Raw genomic sequence first — 20,813 nt, 5'->3', positions numbered from 1 at the left:
TGGGCCGGCGTCCACACCTGGGGGCTGTCGTCGGTTCCTACGGGGCAGTAGCGTGACGGCCGTGAGCGGAGGGATGAACGCGGCCGCTGCTCCGCGGCTGCACGACCGTACGACCGAACTCGCCGCGGTGGCCTCGCTCTCGGCCCGCGTCGGCGCCGGGGCGAGCGGCGTACTGCTGATCACCGGCGGCCCGGGAACGGGCCGCACGGCGCTCCTTCACCACGCGGCGCGTGCTTTCTCCGGTACGGCGTGCCTGGTCACCGCACCGCCCGGCAACCGAGTCCCGTGGAGCGGGGTGCGGGGCCTGCTGTCCGCGCTCGGTCCCGGGCCGTCGGCGGCCCGTCGCGCCCTGCGGGTGGCGCGGGGTCCGGAGGGACTCGCCTCGGCCGTGGCGGGTCTCGCCCCCGAGCGGCCGCTGCTGCTGTGTGTGGACGACCAGCATCTGTGGGACGCGCACTCGCGCGCCGCGCTCGTCTCGGCGCTGCGCGCCGGCGGCGGGCTAGCGGGGGTGGGGTGGGTGGTGTCGCTCGCCCGTCACCATCGGCCGCCGGACGTACCGGGGGCGCCGTTGCTGCGGCTGGGGCCGCTGAGCCGGGCGGGGGCGAGCGGTCTCCTGGACGACGTCTGTCCGGGCCCGCTCGCACCCGACGTGCGGGAGCGGCTGCTCCGGGAGGCGGCGGGCCACCCCGGCGTCCTGGCCGCGACGGCCCGGCGCCTCTCGCCCGCGCAGCTCGCGGGCGACGCGCCCCTCCCCCGTCCCCTGACCGACGCGTGCGTCCTCACCGACGTGTACGGCGGGCTTCTCGACGCGCTGCCCGCCGAGTGGAGACGGCTGCTCGCGCTCGTGGCCGTCGCCGGCGAAGCCACGTCGGGCGCGGAGGGTACGGCGGACACGGCGCGGCCCACGGTGGACGCGGGCGCCGTCCTGGCCGCCGCGCGGGCGACGCGTACGTCTCCGGAGGCGCTGGACGGACTGGTCGCGGACGGTCTGCTCGGCGGGGCGCGTCATGCGCTGCGCTTCGAGGACCCGTTCCTCCGCCGTGCCGTGCTCGCCGCGACACCGGCCTCCTGGCGCCGTTCGGCACGGGCCCTCTTCGCGCCGCCGCTGAACGACGGGGCGCCGTCGGACGGCACGGTGCTCGACCAGGCGGCGGGGTTACGGAGTCGTGGTCCCGGTGGCTCCGGTCGCGGCGCGGTGGGCGCCGGTGCGGCGAGCGACGGCCGGCGGGGCGCGCTCACGGGGGTGTGCGGCGAGGCGGAGTCGGCCGCCGCCGGGCCGGCCTCGGGCCGTGGCGCGCGACGCGCGGTCACGCCGCAGACGTCGCCCTTGCTCCGGGCACTCGGCCACCGGGCGGACCGGCTCCACGCCGCCGACGAGGTGCGTTCGCTCGCGGACGTGGTGCGCGGCCGGGCCGAACTCGTACGCGGGCTCTCGGAGCTGGCCGACGGTCCGGTCGGGGACGCCCATCAGGCGCTGCTCCTGGCCTCCGCGCTGCTGCGCGACGCCGCCCCGCAGGAGGCGGCGGACGCCCGTTTCCTCGCCATGGAGGCCGCCTGGGCGGCGGGCGACCCCGCGGCCTGCCTGGTGGCGCTCGCCCCGGACGAGCCGGACGGCGCGGGGCACGGCGTCGGGCACGGCACGGGGCGGGACCACGGGGCGGAGGGCGAGGCAGTGGCGAGCCACGCGGCTCAGGGCCACCCAGCCCGGCCCCCACACGGCGACACGGCCCGGGAGAGCAACACGGCGCCGGGTGAGGCGGGGCCGGGCCACGCGGCTCCGGACCGCACGGCCCGGCACGGGGAGACACACGGCCAGGACACGCCGGCCGACGACGCGGCTCAGGACCGCCCAGCCCCGCACGGGGAGACACACGGACACGACACGGCCGGACACCACACGCCGCCCGACGACGCGGCTCAGCACCGCACGGTCCCGCACGACGGCGCGGATCGACCCGACACGGCCCGGCACCACACGGCGCCGCACCATGCGACGCCGGGCGACGCGCCTCAGGGCCACCCAGCCCCACACGGCGACACGGCCCGCCACCACCCGGCCCCGACGCCTGGCGACGGCCGACGGCCCCCCGGCGCCGGTGCCGAGCGGGATTTTCTCGATGGGATGCGCGCTGCGCTCAGCGCCCGGTTGCACGAGGCGCGGGCGCCGCTCGCGCGCGTCGTGGTGTGCGACGGTGAGGCCGACGAGCCCCGGCGCCTGCTGCGGGCGGGGTCGGCCGCGCTGGTCCTCGGGGACACGGCGGCGGCGGCCCGGATCCACACCCGGGCCCTCGCCCGGGTGCGGGCGGAGGGCCGTACCGCCATGCTCCCCCGCGTGCTCGAACATCTCGCCTACGCCGAGCTACGGGCCGGACGCCACGACCGGGCCGGCACACACGCCCGCGAGGGCCTGCGCGCCGCCGAACTGACCGGACAGCACAACGTGGCGGCCCATCAGCACGCCGTCCTCGCCCTGGTCGCCTCGGTCGCCGGCGACGCGGACTCCGTCGGGGACCATGCCCGGCAGTCGCTCGCCGTCGCGCGTCGCCACGGTCTCGCGCAGGCCGCCACGCTCGCCGAGTGGGCACTGGCCCGCGCGGAGCTGGGCCGTGGCCTCGCCGCCCAGGCCGCGGCGCGGCTGGCGCGGCTGGTCCGCCCCGGACCCGGCGCCGGTCACTTCGCGCTGCGCATGCTCGTCGTTCCGTGCTTCGTGGAGGCGGCCGACGCGACGGGCCGGGCGGCCGAAGCGCGGCCGGTGGCCGAGGAGTTCGCCGTATGGGCGGCCTACGGACTGGACCCGCAGGCTCCCGCCCAGCTGGCGCGCTGTCGCGCGCTTCTGGCGGCGGCGCCGGAGGACGCGGCGCACTGGTACGGCGAGGCGATGCTCCGGCACGACGCGTCCGGCAACGACTTCGAGCGCGCCAGAACCCTGCTCGCGTACGGCAAGTGGCTCCGGCGGCGCAGACGTCCGCTGGAGGCGCGGGTGCGGCTGAGCGACGCGCTCGTGACCTTCGAGCGGGCGGCGGCCGAGGTCTGGGCCGCCCAGGCGCGGGCGGAGCTGCGGGCCACGGGCGGAGCGGGCGGGGGTGCGAGCGGGCCCGCGGGTCCGGAGGACCTGACGCCTCAGCAGCAGCGCATCGCCGCGCTGGCCGCGGAGGGCGCGACCAACCGGGAGATCGCCGGTCGGCTGTCCATCAGCCCTCGCACGGTCGACCACCATCTGCGGAACGTCTTCGCCCGGCTGGGCGTCCGGTCCCGGGTCGAGCTGTCGGGCGTGCTGGCGCGCGCCGCGAGGAGCGCGGACGGACCCGCCGCCGTCCCGCGGCGCCCTTCCCGAGGCCGCAGGTGAGGGCGGTCACCGTATGCCGTGTGTCACCTTCCCCCAAGGCGGGAAGGCGAGCGGAGAGCGAATGCAGGGAAATCGGGAGGAAGGGTAAGCAATATGCAGCCTCGCCATGAGGCATGGCCCCACATGTCCACGCGGATGCGGCCCCTTGGGGTCCCGCCCCGCGACGGTCCGGCGGTGCGCACCTCCGCCGAGGCCCGGGAAGCGACCAGGCGACGGCTCGCGAGCATCCGGCCGGTGGACCGGTCGCAGGTCGATGATCTGATGCTCGTCGTCTCGGAGTTGGTGACGAACGCGGAGCGGCACGCCGGTGGCGTCACCGGTTTCCGCCTCGACCTGGCACGTGACAGTGTCACGGTGTCGGTGACCGACGGGAGCGGCGAGCCGCCGACGGACCGGAGCACCGAAGCCCTGACGCCGGGCGGCTACGGCTGGCCCATCGTCCTGCACCTCTGCCGCGAGGTGATCGTGTCGGTGCACGCGGCCGGGAAGACGATCCGCGCGGTCGTACCGCTGGAGCAGTGACGGGAGCAGTGACGGGAGCGGCGAGAGCCAGGCGAGGGGAGCTTTTTCCGTCCGCCTGGTTTACCACCGCGATTCGAGGTCAGGCGCCCTCTCGTCAGACGTGATCCTGCACCGAGGAGTGATCAGACGTGTCCGGTGAGCAGAAGTCGAAGGCCAAGACCGAGCAGGCCAAGGGGAAGATCAAGGAAGCGGCGGGGCGACTGACGGGCGACGAGCGCCTTGAGGCCGAAGGCCGGGGCGAGCAGGTCAAGGGCGACGCGCGGGACGCCAAGGAGAAGGCGAAGGACGTATTCAAGCACTGACCTCGTCCGGGCGGCGAAAGGGGCGGCTCCGCGGTGGCGGAGCCGCCCCCTCCGCGCGCTCTTCCGCTTCCGCCGTGCGGCCCGGACAGAGGCCGACCGCTCCAGGAGCCTTCTTCGATGAACCACGGGACCACGGGACGCGAACAGCCCGGCTTCCACTCACCCGCCGCCGCCTTCGAGTCCTATATGGCCGTGTTGGAGGACAGCGCGGAGGAACTGTACGAAACCGCCCCGTGCGGCTATGTGTCGATCCTGCTGGACGGCACGATCGCCAGGATCAACACCACCCTGCTGCAGTGGCTCGGGCTGAGCCGGAGCTCCGTGGTGGGCCGCATGACCTTCGGCGACCTCCTCACCCCGGCCGGCCGGCTCGCGTACGAGGCGCAGCTCGCGCCCGCGCTGCGGCTCAACGGCGAGGTGGGCGGCGTATCGCTGGAGTTGTCCCGGTCCGGTGAGCCGCTCCCGGTCCTGGCCAGCGCCATAGTGCGGTCGAGTTCCGAGGGACGGCCGCTGCTCGCGAGGATCACCCTGACCGACGCCCGGGACCGGCGCGCGTACGAGGTGGAGCTGCTGCGCAGCAGGGCCGAGGCCGAGGAGGCCCGCCGAGCGGCGGAGGCCGACCGGGCGCGGCTGCAGGACGCCCTGGCGGTACTCCAGCGCAGCCTGTTGCCGGCGCGCCTCCCCTCCGTCCCGGGTCTGGAGGCCGCTTCGTACTACCACACCGCCTCTCCCGACCGGCTCGGCGGTGACTTCTACGACCTGTTCCCGCTGGACGGTAAGCGCTGGGCCTTCTTCCTCGGGGACGTGTGCGGCAAGGGGCCCGAAGCCGCCGCGCTGACCTCGCTGACCCGGTACACCCTGCGGACGGCCGCGCTCCACGACTCCGACCCCGTCGCCGCTCTCCGCACGCTCAATACGGCGCTGACGGAGCAGAGTCCGGCGGGTGAGACCTGCTACTGCACCGCCGTGTTCGGCGTGCTCGAGCCTCAGGGCGAGAGCGGGTCATTCGCGCTCGAACTGGCCTCCGGCGGTCACCCGCCCGCGCTCGTCCTGCGGAGCGACGGACGGGTGGACTTCCTGCCGACGCCGGGAGGGCTGCTCGTCGGCATCCTTCCGGACGCGCAGTTCGTCTCCGCGCGGACGATCCTGGAACCCGGTGACAGCGTGCTGCTGTACACCGACGGCCTCACCGAGGCCCGTACGGGAGCCGGTTACGATTTGTTCGGTGACGAGGCCCTGCGGGAGTTCGTCGCCGAGCGCGCCCCGGCGACGCCCGCTCGGATCGTCACCGCCCTGACCGGGCTTCTGGAGAGCTTCGGCGACGGGCTGGGCGACGACACCGCCCTACTCGCCCTGGGGGTTCCTCCCGACAGCCCGGCCGTCGAACGCCGCTCCGTGGACCGAGGCTCCGCGGACCGGGCCACTCCAGACCGAGACACTCAGGACCGACCCTCCGCCGATCGAGACTGATCATGACCATGCTGGACATCATCACCCGCACCACGCCCGCCGGTCCCGTCCTCACGCTCAGGGGCACCCTGGACTACGAGAGTGCGCCGCGCCTGCGCGAGGAGGTGCGGGCCGCCGATCTCACGCCCGGGTCCCTGCTCGTCCTCGACCTGGCCGATCTCGACTTCTGCGACTCCAGCGGGATCAACACCTTCCTGACGGCCCGCAACACCGCCACGGCGGCGGGTGCATCGATCGCCCTGGCCGCGGTGCCGCCGCCGGTGGCCCGGGTCATCGGCATCGTGGGCCTCGACCAGATCTTCGCCATCCACCCCGACAGCGACAGCGCGGCGGACTCCCACCTCACCCACTCCTGACGGAGGTGCCGTCGCGGCGTACGGAGGAACACCGGGCGACGTTTTCCGCGCCGGACGTGTCGTTCCGGCCGTGCCGGGTACGTTGGCGCTGGCCGGGCGCGTGTTCGAGCTCCGGATCCGACGACGAGGAGATGCGATGAGCCAGGTCGCCAAGGGTCGGCTGCGCGGAAGGTTCGGGCGGCTGGACCGCACGGTCTTCGGGCACGTGGCGAACCGTTCGTGGCCGGGAGCCGAGCCGGTCCTCCCCCGGCTCAGCCGGTCCGCGAACCACGGGCTGCTGTGGTTCGGGATCGCCGCCGGGATGTGGGCCTTCGGCGGGCCTCGGGGTCGGCGCGCCGCGGTCCGCGGTACGGCATCCCTCGCTCTGGCGTCGGCCACCGTCAACACCCTCGCCAAGGGCGCCGTCCGGCGCGAGCGTCCGCTCATCGACGCGGTGCCGCTGGTGCGGCGACTGCCCCATCAGCCGTTCACGAGCTCCTTCCCCTCCGGCCACGCCGCCTCCGCGGCGGCCTTCACCACCGGGATCGCGCTGGAGTCGCGCGGCTGGGCGGCGGCCGTGCTCCCGGTGGCCGCCTCGGTCGCCTTCTCCCGTGTCTACACCGGAGTCCACTACCCGAGCGATGTGCTCGTGGGCGCCGGCCTCGGCGTGGGAGCGGCCTACGCGGTCCGGGGCCTCGCCCCGACCCGCGACCTGGTCGCCACACCCGCGCGGCCGCGCATGCGGGTGCGCGCCCTCCCGGAGGGCGACGGCCTCGTCGTCGTGGCCAACGCCGCCTCCGGCGCCCAGACCCAGCTTCTGGACCCCGTACGCCAGCTCAGGACGCTCCTGCCCCAGGCGGAGATCATCCTGTACGAGGAGAAGACCGGCACCCTGGCGGACGTGCTGGACACGGCCGCGGCGGAGGTGGCCGCCCGCGGGGGCGTCCTGGGCGTCTGCGGCGGCGACGGCACGGTGAACGCGGCGGTGGAACCGGCCCTGCGCCACGGAGTGCCGCTGCTCGTCGTGCCCGGGGGCACGTTCAACCACTTCGCGGTGGACCTCGGGGTGGACACGGTGGCCGAGGCCTGCGCGGCGCTGACCGAGGGGCATGCGGTGCGCGCCGACGTGGGCCGGATCACGAGTGAGACGGACGGGTCGCGCGCGTACTTCCTCAACACCTTCAGCCTCGGTGTCTACCCCGAGCTCGTACGGCTCCGGGAGCGCTGGTCGCCCCGGCTCGGCGGTCCGCTCGCGTCGCTGCTCGGGGTGGTGCGCGTGCTGCGGACCTCACGGCCCCTGCGCGCGGAGGTCAACGGCAGGCGCGAGTCGCTGTGGCTGCTGTTCGCCGGCAACGGCGCCTACCGCAGCGTGGGCCTGGCCCCGCTGCGGCGCCACGACCTCGCGGACGGTGTCCTCGATGTGCGGGTCGCGCACGGCGGCCGGTTCGCCCGCACCCGGCTGCTCGCCACGGCGGTGGCGGGAGGGCTGGCGAGGACGCGGCTGTACGCGGCGGCCCGGACCACGTCCCTGCGCGTCTCGGGGCTGCCCGAGGGCACGGACATGGCGTACGACGGCGAGGTGGTTCCGGCTCCGGGCGCCTTCCGTCTGGACAAGCTGCCCGGCGCCCTGACCGTCTACCGGCCGCTCACCGACTGATCGCCGCCGGGCCGGACGCTTCCTACGGAAGCGCGGCCCCGCGGGCGGTCACCCAGAGGGTGTACCACTCCTCGTGGCTCAGGCCGGGTTCGTCGAGCGCGGCGTCCCGGCAGGCGCGGATGCGGTCGGGATTCGACGTACCGATCACGGGCGCGACGCGCGCCGGGTGGCGCTGCAGCCACCGGAGCACGATCGTCTCCGGCGTGGTGCCCTTGGCCTCGGCGAGCGAGGCGACGAGTGCGGCGGTGGCCCGCTCCTGCGGGGTCTGCTGCCGTCCGGTGTACCGCCCCTGGGCCAGCGCTCCCCAGGCCTGGAGCGTGATGCCGTGGGTCAGGCAGTGCTCGACGGTGCCGGCGGGGAATCCGTTGGCGGCGGACTCGGGCGTGTTGACGAGGACGGCGTCCTCCAGCCAGGCCCGCCGGTGCAGGCTCATCTCCAGCTGGTTGGCCACGAGGGGCAGCTCCGTGTGGGCCTGGAGCCGTGCGATCTGCGCCGCGTTCATGTTGGAGACGCCGAAACGGCGTACGAGCCCCTGTCGGTGGAGCGAGGCCAGGGCCTCGCCGATCTCGGCGGGGTCGGCGAGCGGGTCGGGGCGGTGCAGCAGCAGCACGTCGAGTACGTCGGTACGCAGTCGGTGGAGGCTCTCCTCGACCCTGCGGACGATGGAGGCGCCGCGCAGGTCGTACAGGCCCGGCCGGTCTCCGTCCGCGAGCCGGATGCCGCACTTGGTCTGCAGGGTGATCCGTTCCCGCAGCCCGGCCGAGCGGGCCAGGATCTCGCCGAAGACGGCTTCCGACTTTCCGTGCCGGTAGATGTCGGCGTGGTCGAAGGTGGTGATGCCGCTCTCGACGGCGGCCTCGACGGCCGCGGCGGCCACGTCGATGTCGGCGGCGGTGAGGGGGCTCGTGTCCCAGGCGCCCCCCAGGCCCATGCAGCCGAAGACGAGGCGGTCGGAGTTCTCAGGCGTGGTCACCGGGTCACCTTCGCATACGGCCGACCGGGGGCCGCGGGCGCCTCCCGTGGGAATGCGCCCGCGGCTCCGTCCGCTGCCGCGGAGCCGGCTGCGGTGTCAGTCGCCGCGGGTGTAACGGGTGCGGACCCACAGGGGCAGGGCGAACCAGCAGAGCAGGTACCAGGCGAGTACGCCGGAGACCAGCCAGGGCACGTACGTGTCGTGGGTGGCCACCCGAAGGATGAGGAACAGGGCCGAGGTCAGGGTCGCGAGGAGCAGCATGAGCCCGGCGAAGGTGAGGCGTGAGGCCCACACCACGGCCTGCGCCTTGATGCGCCGTCCGGACACGATCCGGTGGAAGGGGACGGGCCCTATCAGCGCCCCCGTGGCCAGGGATCCGAGGACGACCGTGACGATGTAGATGGTCTTGTCCGTCTGTTCGAGGCCCTGGAAGTGCGGGGTGAAGGCCACCGTGAGGAGGAAGCCGAGGAGGATCTGCACGCCGGTCTGGGCGACCCGTATCTCCTGTATGAGTTCCTGCCAGCGCCGGTCCGCCCGCTCGTCCTCCGTCTCGGCCCGGCCGTCCGACCGCGCGTCCCGGGTGGTGGGGCGGTCGCCGTCCCGGGTGCCGGGGCGGTCGCCGTCCCGGGTGCCGGGGCGGTCGCCGTCCCGGGTGCCGGGGCGGCCGCCGTCCAGTGTGCGCGTCGGCGTGGTGTCGCCCTCTCGTTCGTACATGGAAGCCTCCTTCTGGGATGACGGGTCGGTCAGGTGCGGCGGAGCGACCACCAGCGGGGCTTGCGCCGGGGGTGCACCGCCCTGCCCAGGCGGCGTCCCACCACGGCGTACCCGAGGAGCGCGCCGGCCGTGTTCAGCAGCACGTCGTCGATGTCGAAGGCGCGCCCGGTGATGAGGGCGCCCTGGATGAGTTCGACGAGGAGCATCGTCGCCACCGTCAGCAGGGCGATCCGGACGAAGCCCCGGGTGCGGGGAGACACCACCGGCAGTAACAGCCCGAAGGGCACGCCGAGAAGGATGTTTCCGCCGAGCTGTTTGACCGTGTCCCGGAAGGCGGGTTGCGCGAGGTAGGCCCGGATCGAGTCGCCGGGCCGGAGGTTGGTGTGGGTGAGCGCGTCCGAGGCCGGCTCCGGCTGCAGGGTCAGCCGGGCCAGGACGACACCGAAGGCCACCATCGCCGCCACCGCCAGCACCGCGAGGAAGACCCGGAGCCAGGGTCCGGGGCCGCGTCCCGGGTCCTCGTCCTCGGACCGATCGGCCGTGGCGCGGCGCCATCCGATGCGTGACGTCATGGGTCCCCTCCCCCAAGTCCGGTGTCCTCCAGGAAGGTTGCGCCTACCCCCGATGGACACCGGGACGCCTGGAGGAGAGGGCGAGGTTCCGGCCGGGCGCCGAACGCGCCTCGCGTCGCCGCGAGCGAGCGTCAGGCGTACGGATCGAAGGGGATGGACGGCGGCTTGGCCTTCTGGAGGTGGGCGGCGAAGTTGCCGTCCTTGAGGCCGAACACGGCGCTGCCGAAGTCGGCCCGGCCGAGCCGGTCCCGGAGGTCGGCGGGGTAGCCGTTCCAGCCGACGAGGGTGGGGAACCGCCAGCCGCGGTAGTGGTTCTCCGGCGGCTCGTCGTTGGAGTTGGCGGGGCGGAAGCAGTGCGTGCCGATGCCGTCCTTGTGATACACGATCTTGGGGTGGGTCCCGTCCCAGCGGATGCGGTCCCGGCCGTGGATGTCGAACGCGCCGTGCGCGGAGGTGGAGACGTACCGGGCCTCGTTGTTCTGCACCCAGACCACGACGTGCTCCCAGTCGTGGCGGTGGCCTCCGAGTCCGCTGCCCGCGAGGGCCTGGTCCTTCTCGAAGTAGAGGCCGTACATGATGGCGCACCAGCCGTTGTTGCAGAGGGAGCGCGCGTACCCGTTGGTGTTGTCCAGGTCGGACGCGTCGCGGCACTGGCCGTTGAGGGCGCCGGAGGGGTTGAGGCCGCCGTTGACGGTCCCGTCGGGTCCGATGGCGGGGGTGGGGTAGCAGCCGTCCGTGTCGTAGTCGTAGGCGGGCTGGAAGGTCTGTTCCAGCCCGTCCGCGTGGCCGGGGAGGGCTCGTGGGGGCGCAGCCAGCGCGCTGCCGGGGACGGCGAGGACCAGCGCCATGGCGGCACCGAGGGTGAGCGACAGCCTGCGGAACCGCGAACTCGTCTTCAAGGCGTGGCCTCCTGAGGATCGACGTGAGTGACACCAGCGTTTGACATGCCCATCACAGACATGACGAACCGCGGTGCCGCGTCGAGTTCCGGAGGTGTCCACGCGACGGAGGGACGGGCGACATGCCGGCGTCGCGTCCGCGTCACACACGCGACCGGCCGGTGGCCGCCCCCTACGAGGCTGCCGCCGGCCGGTCGATCACAAGCCGTTACATCGGTTCGCCGATGCCCATCTCCGACTCGCGCCTGCTCTGCTCCTCGAGCCGCCGGGCCCGGTCCTTCAGCCGCTGACGCTCGTCCGGGTCCGTGGACCGCTCGGCGGCCTGCTCCATCTCCTGAGCCTTCTGGCGCAGCTGCTGCGCGCGGCCACCGGTCTCTCCTGCAACGCTCATGATCACTCCTGGGATCTGGGGGGTGAGCGGATGACCTCAGAGAAGCAGCGCGCCCTCACCCTCGCATCCCGGAGCGTCACCCACCGTCATCAGGCCAGGCAGAACGAGCCTCAGGGGTCACCCTCGCGAGGCCGGACGAGCTCCCCGCGAGCCCCGGCGCGCGGAGACGGGCGGGGCGGTCGGGCTGCGCGGACGGCGAGGGCGTGGTCGGATCTGGGCATGGAGCGAGCAGAAGGCAGTGAGCGGACCCCCTCGGCCATGGCCGACCAGCGACGCGCCGCCCGGCTGGCCGTCGCCCTGCGCGCCACCGACCCGGCGGATCTGGAGCGCCTTCTCGACATGCTCGACCTGCGCCCCGAGGTCGACCGCCTCTACTCCGGCGAGGACGCCGAGCGCCCACTTCCCGCCACCGATAACCCTTGAGTCGGCGCTTGTCAACTTTGGTACGGCGGGGTATATAAGCAGAGTGTCCGACATATGCATTCCGCCTTGGGGAGGTGTCCATGCGTATGCAGTGGGACGCGCTGCTGGCCGCGGTCCAGGAACGGGGCGAGTACGCCTCGCGCGAGGAGGCCGAACGCGCCGCCCGCGTCGTCCTCGCCCTCCTCGGCGCGCATCTCGTGGGTGAGGTGAGGTCCGAGCTGGCCGAGCGGCTCCCCGAGACGCTGGCACTGGTCCTGCTCAACCCGCTCCAGGCACGCGAGCCGCTCCCGCCCGAGCGGTTCGTCCGGGCGACGGCCGCCTGGATCGAGGGGGCCACCGAGAAGACGGCGACCTGGGACGTCAGCTCCGTGCTCAGTGTCGTGGCCGACATCGCGGGAGACGACCTCATGAACCGGATCCTGCTTCAGCTCCCCGTGGGCTATGACCTGCTCTTCGGTCGTCCACAGGCGATCTGAGCCGGACAGCGGGATCCGGACGACTCCGTCCGCGCTGGAAAGGAGCGAGCGATGACACGCGCGGTGGGTATCGACCTGGGCACGACCAACTCCGTCGTCGCGGTACTGGAAGGCGGCGAGCCCACGGTCGTCACGAACACCGAGGGAAACAGGACGACCCCTTCCGTCGTGGCCTTCGGCAAGGACGGGCAGGTGCTCGTCGGCGACATCGCCAAGCGGCAGGCGGTGACCAACGTCGAACTCACCGCCCGGTCGGTGAAGCGGCACATGGGTGACGCGTCCTGGCGGTTCCCGGAGAAGGGCGAGGCGGCCGGAAAGCGGTACACCGCCCAGGAGATCTCGGCCCGGGTGCTGCAGAAGCTGAAGCGCGACGCCGAGGCGTACCTCGGGGAGGACGTGACGGACGCCGTCATCACCGTACCGGCGTACTTCAACGACTCGCAGCGCACGGCCACGAAGGAGGCGGGCGAGATCGCCGGCCTCAACGTCCTGCGCATCATCAACGAGCCGACGTCCGCGGCGCTCGCGTACGGGCTCGACAAGGAGGAGGACCAGACGATCCTCGTCTTCGACCTCGGTGGCGGCACCTTCGACGTGTCGCTCCTGGAGATCGGTGAGGGGCTCGTCGAGGTGAAGGCCACCAACGGCGACACGCTTCTCGGTGGTGACGACTGGGACCAGCGGATCGTCGACCATCTGGTGCAGCAGTTCCGGAACGGGTACGGCGTCGACCTCTCCAAGGACAAGATGGCTGTCCAGCGTCTGCGGGAGGCCGCGGAGAAGGCGAAGATCGAGCTTTCCGCGTCGACCGAGACGTCGATCAACCTGCCGTACATCACGGCCTCCGCCGAGGGTCCGCTGCACCTGGAGGAGAAGCTCACCCGGGCTCAGTTCCAGCAGCTCACCGCCGACCTGCTGGAGCGCTGCAAGGCCCCGTTCCACAACGCGGTGAAGGACGCCGGTATCAAGGTGCCCGACATCGATCACGTGATCATGGTGGGCGGGTCGACCCGCATGCCCGCGGTGACGGAACTGGTCAAGGAGCTGACCGGGAAGGACCCGCACCGGGGTGTGAACCCGGACGAGGTCGTCGCCATCGGCGCCGCCCTGCAGGCCGGTGTGCTGAAGGGTGAGGTCAAGGACGTCCTGCTCCTCGACGTGACCCCGCTGTCCCTCGGTATCGAGACCAAGGGCGGCATCATGACCAAGCTGATCGAGCGCAACACCACGATCCCGGCCAAGCGGTCCGAGATCTTCACGACGGCCGAGGACAACCAGCCGTCGGTTCAGATCCAGGTCTACCAGGGCGAGCGCGAGATCGCGGCGTACAACAAGAAGCTCGGCATGTTCGAGCTGACCGGTCTGCCGCCGGCCCCGCGCGGGGTCCCGCAGATCGAGGTCGCCTTCGACATCGACGCCAACGGCATCATGCACGTGACCGCGAAGGACCTGGGCACGGGCAAGGAGCAGAAGATGACCGTCACCGGCGGCTCCTCGCTGCCGAAGGACGCCATCGACCGCATGATCCGTGAGGCCGAGCAGCATGCGGAGGAGGACCGCCGCCGCAAGGAGACGGCCGAGACCCGCAACACCGCGGAACAACTCGTGTACCAGACCGAGAGGTTCCTCAAGGACAACGAGGACAAGGTCCCCGGGGAGGTCAAGACCGAGGTCGAGACCGCCGTCGCCGAGCTGAAGGAGAAGCTCAAGGGCGACGACACCGCGGAGATCCGTACGGCCACGGAGAAGGTCGCGGCCGTCTCCCAGAAGCTCGGCCAGGCGATGTACGCCGACGCCCAGGCGTCCCAGGCCACCGGTGGCGAGGCCCCGCACGCCGAGGCCAGGGCCGATGACGATGTCGTCGACGCCGAGATCGTCGACGACGAGAAGCCGAAGGGTGATGCGCGGTGAGCGGCCCGAGCTGACGTGGGCACGGGGCGGAGGCCGGCCGGGGTCCGAGGCTGTCGGGAAGGCCGGGAGGGGCGGGCGCGGGGATAATGGTCCCCAGGAACCCGGCCGCGACGCTGGAGGTGCCTCGTGACGAGCACGAGCGGTCCGGCCGACGCAGCCGACTCCCCGCCCGGCCGACAGGGCCGGCGCGCCGATCTGGCCGCCGACGCGCTGGACGAGGCGCTCGTGGAGACGGCGCGGCAGACCGGGGCGTCCATCGGCGCCGTCTATCTCCTCGCGCCGGACGAGCGGGTGCTGCGGCTGGAGGCCGTGTTCGGGGTTCCGGCGGATTTCGCCGCCCCCTGGGCGCAGGTTCCGCTGAACGCCCCCGCTCCCGTCGCCGAAGCGGTCCGCGAGGACCGGCTGGTCTGGGTGGGCAGCCAGGAGGAGATGGCCCGCTCCTATCCGCGTACGGCGGTGGCGCTTCCGTACCCGCTGGCGCTCGCCGCCGCGCCGATCACCGACGGGCGCCGCTGGGGCTCGCTGATGCTCATGTGGCCGGCGACGCGGCCGGCGCGCATGAGTGACCGGGAGCGCGGTCACATCACCTCCCACTGCCGGCGTCTGGCGCGGCTCCTGGAGGAGACCGCCGTGCCCGGCGGGCCGCCGAGCCGGGGCGAGGGGCCCCGCGTCGTCCCCGTGGAGGCGGGCCGTCGCCCGGCGAGCCCGGCGCAGGCGGCCTCCGACTTCGCCGAGCGCCTGCCCGGCGGCTCGTGCGCCCTGGACCTGGAGGGGCGGATCACGTATGTCAGTTCCGGGGGCTGCGAGCTGCTGGGCCGGGATGCCGAGGGGCTGCTGGGGACGCTGCCGTGGCAGTCCTTGCCCTGGCTCGACGATCCTTCATACGAAGACCGCTACCGCGCGGCGGTGATCAGTCGCGAGCCGGTCTCCTTCACCGCCTGCCGTCCACCCGACCGGTGGCTGGACTTCCATCTGTATCCGGACGCCAGCGGCATCAGCGTCCGTATCGTTCCCACGGGGGCGCAGCCGCCGCCCTCACCGGCGCCCCGGCATGCCCCGGCCACCACGGGCCCGGCGCGCGCGGGGCGGCTGTACCAGCTCATGCACCTGGCGGCCGCCCTCACCGAGGCCGTCGGGGTCGAGGACGTCATCGACCTCATCGCCGACCAGGTGATGCCCGCCTTCGGCGCACGGGGCCTCGTCGTGTCGGTCGCCGACTCCGGCCGGCTCCGGATCATGGGTCACCGCGGCTATCCCGCCGAGGTGATCGAGCGCCTCGACGGACTGCCCCTCACCACGACGTTCACCCCCGCGGGGCGCACGCTCGCCACCGGCATCCCGTCGTTCTTCGCGAACCCGGAGGAGATGCGGCGGATCTACCCGGAGGCGCCGCTGGTCAGCGGCAAGCAGGCGTGGGCGTTTCTGCCTCTGATCATCTCGGGCCGGCCGGTGGGCTGCTGTGTGCTGTCCTACGACCGGCCGCGGGTGTTCTCGGCCGAGGAGCGCGCCGTGATGTCCTCGCTCGCGGGGCTCCTCGCACAGGCGCTGGACCGGGCCCGTCTCTACGACACCAAGCACCGGCTCGCCCATGGTCTCCAGCAGGCCCTGCTGCCGCACACCCTGCCCCGGGTTCCCGGCCTCGACGTCGCCGCGCGGTACCTGCCCGCGACGCGGGGCATGGACATCGGCGGGGACTTCTACGACGTCATCCGGCTCGGCGACACGGCCGCCGCGGCCGTCATCGGGGACGTCCAGGGCCACAACGTCGCCGCCGCGGCCCTGATGGGGCAGGTCCGTACCGGCGTCCACGCGCACGCCACGCTCGGTACGCCTCCCGACATCGTCCTCTCAGGTACGAACCGGCTGCTGATGGACCTCGACCCCGGGCTGTTCACCAGTTGCCTCTACGCCCATCTGGATTTCGAGCGCGGCACGCTGTGCGTGGCCAGTGCCGGCCACCCGCCGCCCCTCCTGCGCCCTCCGGGCGGCAGGACGGCGCCGATGGAGGTCTCACCCGGCCCCCTCCTGGGCATCGACCCGGACGCCGTCTATCCCGTCACCGACATCCCGCTGACCCCGGGGCTGCTGCTGGCGTTCTACACCGACGGTCTCGTCGAGACACCGGGCACCGACATCGACGAGTCCGTGGCCCGCCTCGCCGCGCTCCTGGACCGGGCCGACGACCGTGATCTGGGCCTCTTCATCGACGGGCTGCTGCGGCGGGTGCGGCCCGCCCAGGACCGTACGGACGACATCGCGTTCCTGCTGCTGCGGACGCGCGCCGCGGGGTCATGAGCCGTGCGGTCATGAGCCGTGGGGTCATGAGGCGTCCGGTGACTCGTCGAGGGTGAACAGTGCGCCTTCCGGGTCCCGAAGGGTGGCTCGCCGGCCCCCGCCCCACTCGGCGTCCGTCGCGACGCTCCCGCCGTGCTCGACGGCCAGGGCCGTCGCCGCGTCGAGGTCGCGGACCTTGAAGTGGACCAGCCAGCGGGGCCGGAGGTGGGGTTTGGTCGCGCCCTCCTCGACGGGGCCGCTGTTGAGGCGTGCGACGGGCTCGCCCGCGCGTCGCAGCACGACCTGGTCCTCCTCGTAGGAGACGTCGCAGCAGCTCATGTCCCCGTCGCCCCAGCCCAGCACCTCACCGTAGAAGAGCGCGGCGTCGAAGGCGTTGCGGGTGTGCAGCTCCAGCCACGCGGGGGCCGCTCCCTCACCGACGCTCCAGTCCGAGAGCACTCCGCCTTCCCAGATCCCGAAGGTCGCGCCCTCCCGGTCGGCCATGAGGGCGGCCCGGCCGCGGGGCGGATAGGAGACCGGCCCCACGCCGATCGTTCCGCCGCGCTCCCGTACGCGTGCGACCACCTCGTCGGCGTCGTCGACCGCGAAGTACGCCGTCCATGCCACGGGGACGGCCAGTTCCCCCGCCACGGCCCCGATACCGGCGACGGGCACGCCGTCGTGCTCGGCGACGGAGAAGGCCCGGCCGAAGCTGGCCTCGCGGAAGGTCCAGCCGAGCACGGCGCCGTAGAAGTGCTCCGCCGCGCGCAGGTCCCGTGTCACCAGGCTGAGCCAGCACGGCGCGCCCGACACGTCCGCGGCCATCAGCACCATGGTCCGCCTCCCTCCGTCCCTCCCCTGCGTACTGGTGCCGTTGCCCGGGCGCGGGCCTCCCCATGCCCGCGGAGGGGCAGCGAGCGTGGTCGGGCGGGCCCAGCAGGACCCCGGCCGTTCCCACCGAGCGGAAGAGGCGCTCGACCAGGGGGGACGACACGTTGACGACCCGCAGGGCGCTGCCCCGCGCGCGGGCGTGCCGGCCGGCGGCGAGACCCGCGGAGAGAAGCGACGGGCGCGGAAGGACGGGGCGATCCCCGTCCTTCCGCGCCCCCTTCGGATGCCCGCTCCGGGTGCGCCGCCCCGCCAGGCGTACGCCGGTGGTTCAGCCCTTGATCTCCTTCTGCGCGGCGCCTTCCCCGATGGGGATGCGGCGGGCCTTGGCGCGCTCGCTGATCGGGATCCGCAGGGTCAGGACGCCGGCGTCGTAGTCGGCGTCGATGCGCTCCATGTCGAGGGTGTCGGCCAGCATGACCTGCCGGGAGAACACGCCGAGAGGCCGCTCGGAGAGCTCCACCTCGACGTCGTCGGCCTTGCGCGACGGCCGCCTCTCGGCCCTCACCGTGAGCATGTTCCGCTCCACGTCGACATCGATCGAGTCCGCGGAGACGCCGGGGATGTCCAGGGCGATGACGTATTCGTCGCCTTCGCGGTAGGCGTCCATCGGCATGGCGGTCGGCCTCGACCAGGTGCCGGGCGTTTCGAGGAACTGCCGGGTGAGGCGGTCCAGTTCGCGGAACGGGTCGGTGCGCATCAGCATCGCGATACACCTCCAGCCGGATCAACGTGCCTGCTCGTGCGCTTCACCTGTCTCATATGTAGCACGTCATCCAAAAGATGACAAATGGCATGTCATCGGACGGATGACACAGCTTCGGCGATCGACGAAGACCAGGGGCTTGAGGAGGTCGCGTGGATTTCCTACCGAGGGGTAGCCCGGCCACTCCCCTTGTTATACGTTCCGTCTAACAGCTTGCTAGACGTCACGTCTAACAAGCGGGGATGGCGCGATCTCTCGAGTCAAGGAGCCGCAGCATGGCAAGCAGCACCGTCCGGCCGGAGAACCACGACCCGCTCCAGGAGCAGGACGTCGCCCGGCGACTGCTCGCATCGGCCGCGAAGCTGTCGTACGACCCGGCCGTGGAGGTGGACTGGGACACCCCGCTGGACAAGGACTTCCACGGCGCGAGCCCCGAGTGGAGCACCCTCTACGGAACGGCGTACTGGGAGGAGATGACCGACGCCCAGCGCAAGGAGCTGACGCGGCAGGAGGCCGCGTCCGTGGCCAGCACCGGCATCTGGTTCGAGATGATCCTGCAGCAGATGGTGCTGCGGGACATGTACACCAAGGATCCGGCCGACCCGCGGTTCCAGTGGGCGCTCACCGAGATCGCCGACGAGTGCCGGCACTCCGTCATGTTCGCCCGCGGCGCCGCGAAACTGGGCGCTCCCGCCTACCGGCCGCACCGGATGGTGGTCGAACTCGGCCGGGTCTTCAAGACGCTCGCCTTCGGCGAGGCGGCGTACGCCGCGATCCTGGTCGCCGAGGAGGTCCTCGACGTGATGCAGCGCGACTGGATGCGCGACGAGCGGGTCGCACCCTTCGTCCGCACCATCAACAACATCCACGTGGTGGAGGAGTCGCGGCACATGAAGTTCGCCCGCGACGAGACGCGCAAGCGGCTGCGGCACGCCGGCCCGCTGCGCCGGCGGCTCAACGCCTTCGTGATCGCCGTCGCCTCCTACTTCATCGTCACCAGCATGGTGAACCGGAACGTCTACGCCAACGCCGGGCTCGACGCACGGCGCGCGATCGCCGAGGCCAAGGCGAACGAACACCACAAGTCCCTGATGCGCTCCAGCTGTTCGGGGCTCATGGAGTTCCTCGCCTCCGCCCGGCTCCTCACCAAGCCGGCCCTGGCCTTCTACAAGCGCGCCCACCTGATCTGACCCGATCCGCCCCGCCGAGACGACCCGAGCTGACGAGATGACCTACGCGATCACCCAGAACTGCTGCAGCGATGCCACCTGTGTCGCCGTGTGCCCTGTCAACTGCATCCATCCGACGCCGCAGGAGCGGGAGTTCGGCAGTACGGACATGCTCTACGTCGACCCCAGGTCGTGCATCGACTGCGGCGCGTGCGCGGACGCCTGCCCCGTCGACGCGATCTTCCCGGTGGACAGCCTCTCGGGTCCGGCGAAGGAGTACGCCGCCATCAACGCGGCCTACTTCGCGGACGAGGAGGCGGACAGGGAGCGCGAGACCGCCGGCGACGGGCCGAACTTCCACCCCTGGGGCGCACCCGTCTTCGAGCGGAGTCTGCCGTCCGACTTCGCGCCGATCCGGGTCGCGGTCGTCGGCACGGGCCCGGCCGGGATGTACGCCGCCGAGGACCTGCTGCTGCACACGAACGCCGAGGTCACGCTGGTCGACCGGCTGCCGGTGGCGGGCGGACTCGTCCGGTACGGCGTCGCCCCGGACCATCCGGCGACCAAGAAGGTGGGCGACGCCTTCGCCCGCTTCCACTCCCATCCCCGCGTACGGATGGTCCTGGGCGTCGAGGTCGGCGAGGACCTCACCACGGAGGAGCTCGCCGCGCACCACGACGCGGTCGTCTACGCCGTCGGCGCCTCCACGGACCGCCGGCTCGGCATCCCCGGCGAGGACGTGCCCGGCAGCCTCGCGGCGACCACGTTCGTCTCCTGGTACAACGCCCACCCGGAGGTCGCCCCGGACGCGATCGACCTGTCCGCCGAGCGGGTCGTCGTGGTCGGCAACGGCAACGTCGCCCTCGACGTCGCCCGCATCCTCGTATCGGACCCGGCGGCGCTCGCCGGGACCGACATCGCCGACCACGCGCTCGCGGCCCTGCGGAGGTCCGAGGTGCGCGAAGTGGTCCTTCTGGGGCGGCGCGGTCCCGAGCACGCGGCGTACACCGCGTCGGAGCTGCGCGCGCTCACCCACCTGCCGGGGGTGGATCTGGTCGTCGACGACGCTGATCCGCGCACCGGCGCGACGATCGACGGCGCGGCGGCCGGCGACAAGGCGGCCCTGCTGCGGGGCGTCGCCCGCGCGACCGTGGACTGGTCGGGGGCGGCTCCCCCGGGACGGCGGATCGTCCTGCGATTCCACTCCGCGCCGGTGGAGGTGCTCGGCGAGGCGACGGTCGCCGGGGTGCGGGTGACGGACGGCGCGGGCCGGCTCGACATCCCGGCGGGCCTGCTCGTACGCGCGGTCGGCTATCGCGGTGCGCCGGTGGCGGGTCTCCCCTTCGACGAGGCGACCGGCACCGTGCCGCACGAGCGCGGCCGGGTGGCGGGGCGGCCGGGGACGTACGTCGTCGGCTGGATCAAGCGCGGTCCCTCGGGCGGCATCGGAGCCAACCGCACCTGCGCCGCCGAGACGGTCGGCACGCTCCTGGCCGACGCCGTGGCCGGCGCCCTGCCCGCCCCCTCGGGCACCCCGAGGGCGTTCCAGCGCCTGGCGCGCCGCCGCGGCCGCCAGATCGTCGACGCCCGCGGCCTGGCGGCCATCGACCGCACCGAGCTGGCCCTCGGCCGCGCGGGCGGCCGCCCGCGGGTCAAGCTCGGCACGCTGCCAGAACTGGTCGCGGCCGCGAAGGGCAAGCGCTGGAGCCGGCCGAACTGACGCCCGCACGACGCGAGGCCGACCCGTCCGGGGGCCCAGGTCGACCCCGGCAATACGACGCGACG

The 20,813-nt window shown here is 73.0% G+C and carries 19 protein-coding genes; 12 read left to right on the top strand and 7 right to left on the bottom strand.

The window, feature by feature from the left end:
- The first annotated feature begins 61 nt into the window (after nt 1-61).
- The 6 genes from ACIRB4_RS23890 (at nt 62) to ACIRB4_RS23865 (ending at nt 7,632) form a co-directional block, all read left to right on the top strand.
- Nucleotides 62-3,346: a LuxR C-terminal-related transcriptional regulator gene (locus tag ACIRB4_RS23890; RefSeq protein ID WP_403294173.1), complete on the top strand. Its 3,285-nt coding sequence runs from the start codon at nt 62-64 to the stop codon at nt 3,344-3,346.
- A 174-nt stretch (nt 3,347-3,520) separates the two neighbouring features.
- Nucleotides 3,521-3,868 carry an ATP-binding protein gene (locus tag ACIRB4_RS23885; RefSeq protein ID WP_403294172.1) on the top strand — a complete coding sequence of 116 codons (348 nt, stop codon included), beginning with the start codon at nt 3,521-3,523 and terminating at the stop codon, nt 3,866-3,868.
- A gap of 128 nt (nt 3,869-3,996) precedes the next feature.
- Nucleotides 3,997-4,170, top strand: a complete 174-nt coding sequence (locus ACIRB4_RS23880; RefSeq protein ID WP_345483882.1) for a CsbD family protein — start codon at nt 3,997-3,999, stop codon at nt 4,168-4,170.
- Between the two features lie 186 nt (nt 4,171-4,356).
- Nucleotides 4,357-5,640, top strand: a complete 1,284-nt coding sequence (locus ACIRB4_RS23875; protein WP_403294319.1) for a SpoIIE family protein phosphatase — start codon at nt 4,357-4,359, stop codon at nt 5,638-5,640.
- A 2-nt stretch (nt 5,641-5,642) separates the two neighbouring features.
- Nucleotides 5,643-5,996 (top strand): STAS domain-containing protein, encoded by a 354-nt coding sequence (locus tag ACIRB4_RS23870; protein ID WP_403294171.1) that lies wholly within the window; start codon nt 5,643-5,645, stop codon nt 5,994-5,996.
- Nucleotides 5,997-6,132: 136 nt separating this feature from the next.
- Nucleotides 6,133-7,632: a bifunctional phosphatase PAP2/diacylglycerol kinase family protein gene (locus tag ACIRB4_RS23865; RefSeq protein WP_403294170.1), complete on the top strand. Its 1,500-nt coding sequence runs from the start codon at nt 6,133-6,135 to the stop codon at nt 7,630-7,632.
- 22 nt (nt 7,633-7,654) lie between these two features.
- Here the strand turns inward: ACIRB4_RS23865 and ACIRB4_RS23860 are convergent, their stop codons facing one another.
- The 5 genes from ACIRB4_RS23860 to ACIRB4_RS23840 form a co-directional block, all read right to left on the bottom strand.
- Nucleotides 7,655-8,605 carry an aldo/keto reductase family oxidoreductase gene (locus ACIRB4_RS23860; RefSeq protein WP_403294169.1) on the bottom strand — a complete coding sequence of 317 codons (951 nt, stop codon included), beginning with the start codon at nt 8,603-8,605 and terminating at the stop codon, nt 7,655-7,657.
- A 96-nt stretch (nt 8,606-8,701) separates the two neighbouring features.
- Complete coding sequence (locus tag ACIRB4_RS23855; protein ID WP_403294167.1) at nt 8,702-9,319, bottom strand: DUF6328 family protein; 618 nt, start codon at nt 9,317-9,319, stop codon at nt 8,702-8,704.
- 29 nt (nt 9,320-9,348) lie between these two features.
- Entirely contained in the window at nt 9,349-9,891 is a 543-nt protein-coding gene (locus tag ACIRB4_RS23850; RefSeq protein WP_403294166.1) for a VanZ family protein, read from the bottom strand.
- 131 nt (nt 9,892-10,022) lie between these two features.
- Nucleotides 10,023-10,790: an NPP1 family protein gene (locus ACIRB4_RS23845; protein ID WP_403294165.1), complete on the bottom strand. Its 768-nt coding sequence runs from the start codon at nt 10,788-10,790 to the stop codon at nt 10,023-10,025.
- Between the two features lie 208 nt (nt 10,791-10,998).
- Complete coding sequence (locus ACIRB4_RS23840) at nt 10,999-11,181, bottom strand: DUF6381 family protein (RefSeq protein ID WP_403294164.1); 183 nt, start codon at nt 11,179-11,181, stop codon at nt 10,999-11,001.
- 219 nt (nt 11,182-11,400) lie between these two features.
- On the opposite strand from ACIRB4_RS23840, the gene ACIRB4_RS23835 reads away from it, so the two are divergent.
- The 4 genes from ACIRB4_RS23835 (at nt 11,401) to ACIRB4_RS23820 (ending at nt 16,286) form a co-directional block, all read left to right on the top strand.
- Nucleotides 11,401-11,604, top strand: a complete 204-nt coding sequence (locus tag ACIRB4_RS23835) for a hypothetical protein (protein WP_403294163.1) — start codon at nt 11,401-11,403, stop codon at nt 11,602-11,604.
- Between the two features lie 80 nt (nt 11,605-11,684).
- Nucleotides 11,685-12,080, top strand: a complete 396-nt coding sequence (locus ACIRB4_RS23830) for a DUF2267 domain-containing protein (RefSeq protein WP_403294162.1) — start codon at nt 11,685-11,687, stop codon at nt 12,078-12,080.
- A 51-nt stretch (nt 12,081-12,131) separates the two neighbouring features.
- Nucleotides 12,132-13,991 carry a molecular chaperone DnaK gene (gene dnaK / locus ACIRB4_RS23825; protein WP_403294161.1) on the top strand — a complete coding sequence of 620 codons (1,860 nt, stop codon included), beginning with the start codon at nt 12,132-12,134 and terminating at the stop codon, nt 13,989-13,991.
- Nucleotides 13,992-14,186: 195 nt separating this feature from the next.
- Nucleotides 14,187-16,286 (top strand): SpoIIE family protein phosphatase, encoded by a 2,100-nt coding sequence (locus tag ACIRB4_RS23820; RefSeq protein WP_403294318.1) that lies wholly within the window; start codon nt 14,187-14,189, stop codon nt 16,284-16,286.
- A 24-nt stretch (nt 16,287-16,310) separates the two neighbouring features.
- On the opposite strand, the gene ACIRB4_RS23815 is transcribed toward ACIRB4_RS23820, so the two are convergent.
- Together ACIRB4_RS23815 and ACIRB4_RS23810 are read right to left on the bottom strand one after the other, a co-directional pair.
- Complete coding sequence (locus ACIRB4_RS23815) at nt 16,311-17,099, bottom strand: VOC family protein (protein WP_403294160.1); 789 nt, start codon at nt 17,097-17,099, stop codon at nt 16,311-16,313.
- Nucleotides 17,100-17,424: 325 nt separating this feature from the next.
- On the bottom strand, nt 17,425-17,859 hold the full coding sequence (locus ACIRB4_RS23810) for an Hsp20/alpha crystallin family protein (RefSeq protein WP_403294158.1): 435 nt from the start codon (nt 17,857-17,859) through the stop codon (nt 17,425-17,427).
- Between the two features lie 275 nt (nt 17,860-18,134).
- Between ACIRB4_RS23810 and ACIRB4_RS23805 the strand changes: the two genes are divergently transcribed.
- Both ACIRB4_RS23805 and ACIRB4_RS23800 read left to right on the top strand, forming a co-directional pair.
- Nucleotides 18,135-19,049 carry a diiron oxygenase gene (locus ACIRB4_RS23805; protein WP_403294157.1) on the top strand — a complete coding sequence of 305 codons (915 nt, stop codon included), beginning with the start codon at nt 18,135-18,137 and terminating at the stop codon, nt 19,047-19,049.
- Between the two features lie 37 nt (nt 19,050-19,086).
- Complete coding sequence (locus tag ACIRB4_RS23800; protein ID WP_403294155.1) at nt 19,087-20,748, top strand: FAD-dependent oxidoreductase; 1,662 nt, start codon at nt 19,087-19,089, stop codon at nt 20,746-20,748.
- Nucleotides 20,749-20,813: the final 65 nt, after the last annotated feature.

It is taken from the genome of Streptomyces sp. NPDC093600 (assembly GCF_044764755.1).
GTDB lineage: Bacteria > Actinomycetota > Actinomycetes > Streptomycetales > Streptomycetaceae > Streptomyces.
Note: the sequence above shows the minus strand (reverse complement) of the source record. Positions and strands in the feature narration are given on the sequence as shown.

What these genes read in the sequence shown, in the direction of transcription:
- ACIRB4_RS23875 (WP_403294319.1), top strand. Translation starts at nt 4,357, where the DNA reads ATGGCCGTGTTGGAGGACAGCGCGGAGGAACTGTACGAAACCGCCCCG.
- ACIRB4_RS23870 (WP_403294171.1), top strand. Translation starts at nt 5,643, where the DNA reads ATGACCATGCTGGACATCATCACCCGCACCACGCCCGCCGGTCCCGTC.
- ACIRB4_RS23865 (WP_403294170.1), top strand. Translation starts at nt 6,133, where the DNA reads ATGAGCCAGGTCGCCAAGGGTCGGCTGCGCGGAAGGTTCGGGCGGCTG.
- ACIRB4_RS23855 (WP_403294167.1), bottom strand. Translation starts at nt 9,319, where the DNA reads ATGTACGAACGAGAGGGCGACACCACGCCGACGCGCACACTGGACGGC.
- ACIRB4_RS23850 (WP_403294166.1), bottom strand. Translation starts at nt 9,891, where the DNA reads ATGACGTCACGCATCGGATGGCGCCGCGCCACGGCCGATCGGTCCGAG.
- ACIRB4_RS23840 (WP_403294164.1), bottom strand. Translation starts at nt 11,181, where the DNA reads ATGAGCGTTGCAGGAGAGACCGGTGGCCGCGCGCAGCAGCTGCGCCAG.
- ACIRB4_RS23835 (WP_403294163.1), top strand. Translation starts at nt 11,401, where the DNA reads ATGGAGCGAGCAGAAGGCAGTGAGCGGACCCCCTCGGCCATGGCCGAC.
- ACIRB4_RS23830 (WP_403294162.1), top strand. Translation starts at nt 11,685, where the DNA reads ATGCGTATGCAGTGGGACGCGCTGCTGGCCGCGGTCCAGGAACGGGGC.
- dnaK (WP_403294161.1), top strand. Translation starts at nt 12,132, where the DNA reads ATGACACGCGCGGTGGGTATCGACCTGGGCACGACCAACTCCGTCGTC.
- ACIRB4_RS23815 (WP_403294160.1), bottom strand. Translation starts at nt 17,099, where the DNA reads ATGGTGCTGATGGCCGCGGACGTGTCGGGCGCGCCGTGCTGGCTCAGC.
- ACIRB4_RS23810 (WP_403294158.1), bottom strand. Translation starts at nt 17,859, where the DNA reads ATGCTGATGCGCACCGACCCGTTCCGCGAACTGGACCGCCTCACCCGG.
- ACIRB4_RS23805 (WP_403294157.1), top strand. Translation starts at nt 18,135, where the DNA reads ATGGCAAGCAGCACCGTCCGGCCGGAGAACCACGACCCGCTCCAGGAG.
- ACIRB4_RS23800 (WP_403294155.1), top strand. Translation starts at nt 19,087, where the DNA reads ATGACCTACGCGATCACCCAGAACTGCTGCAGCGATGCCACCTGTGTC.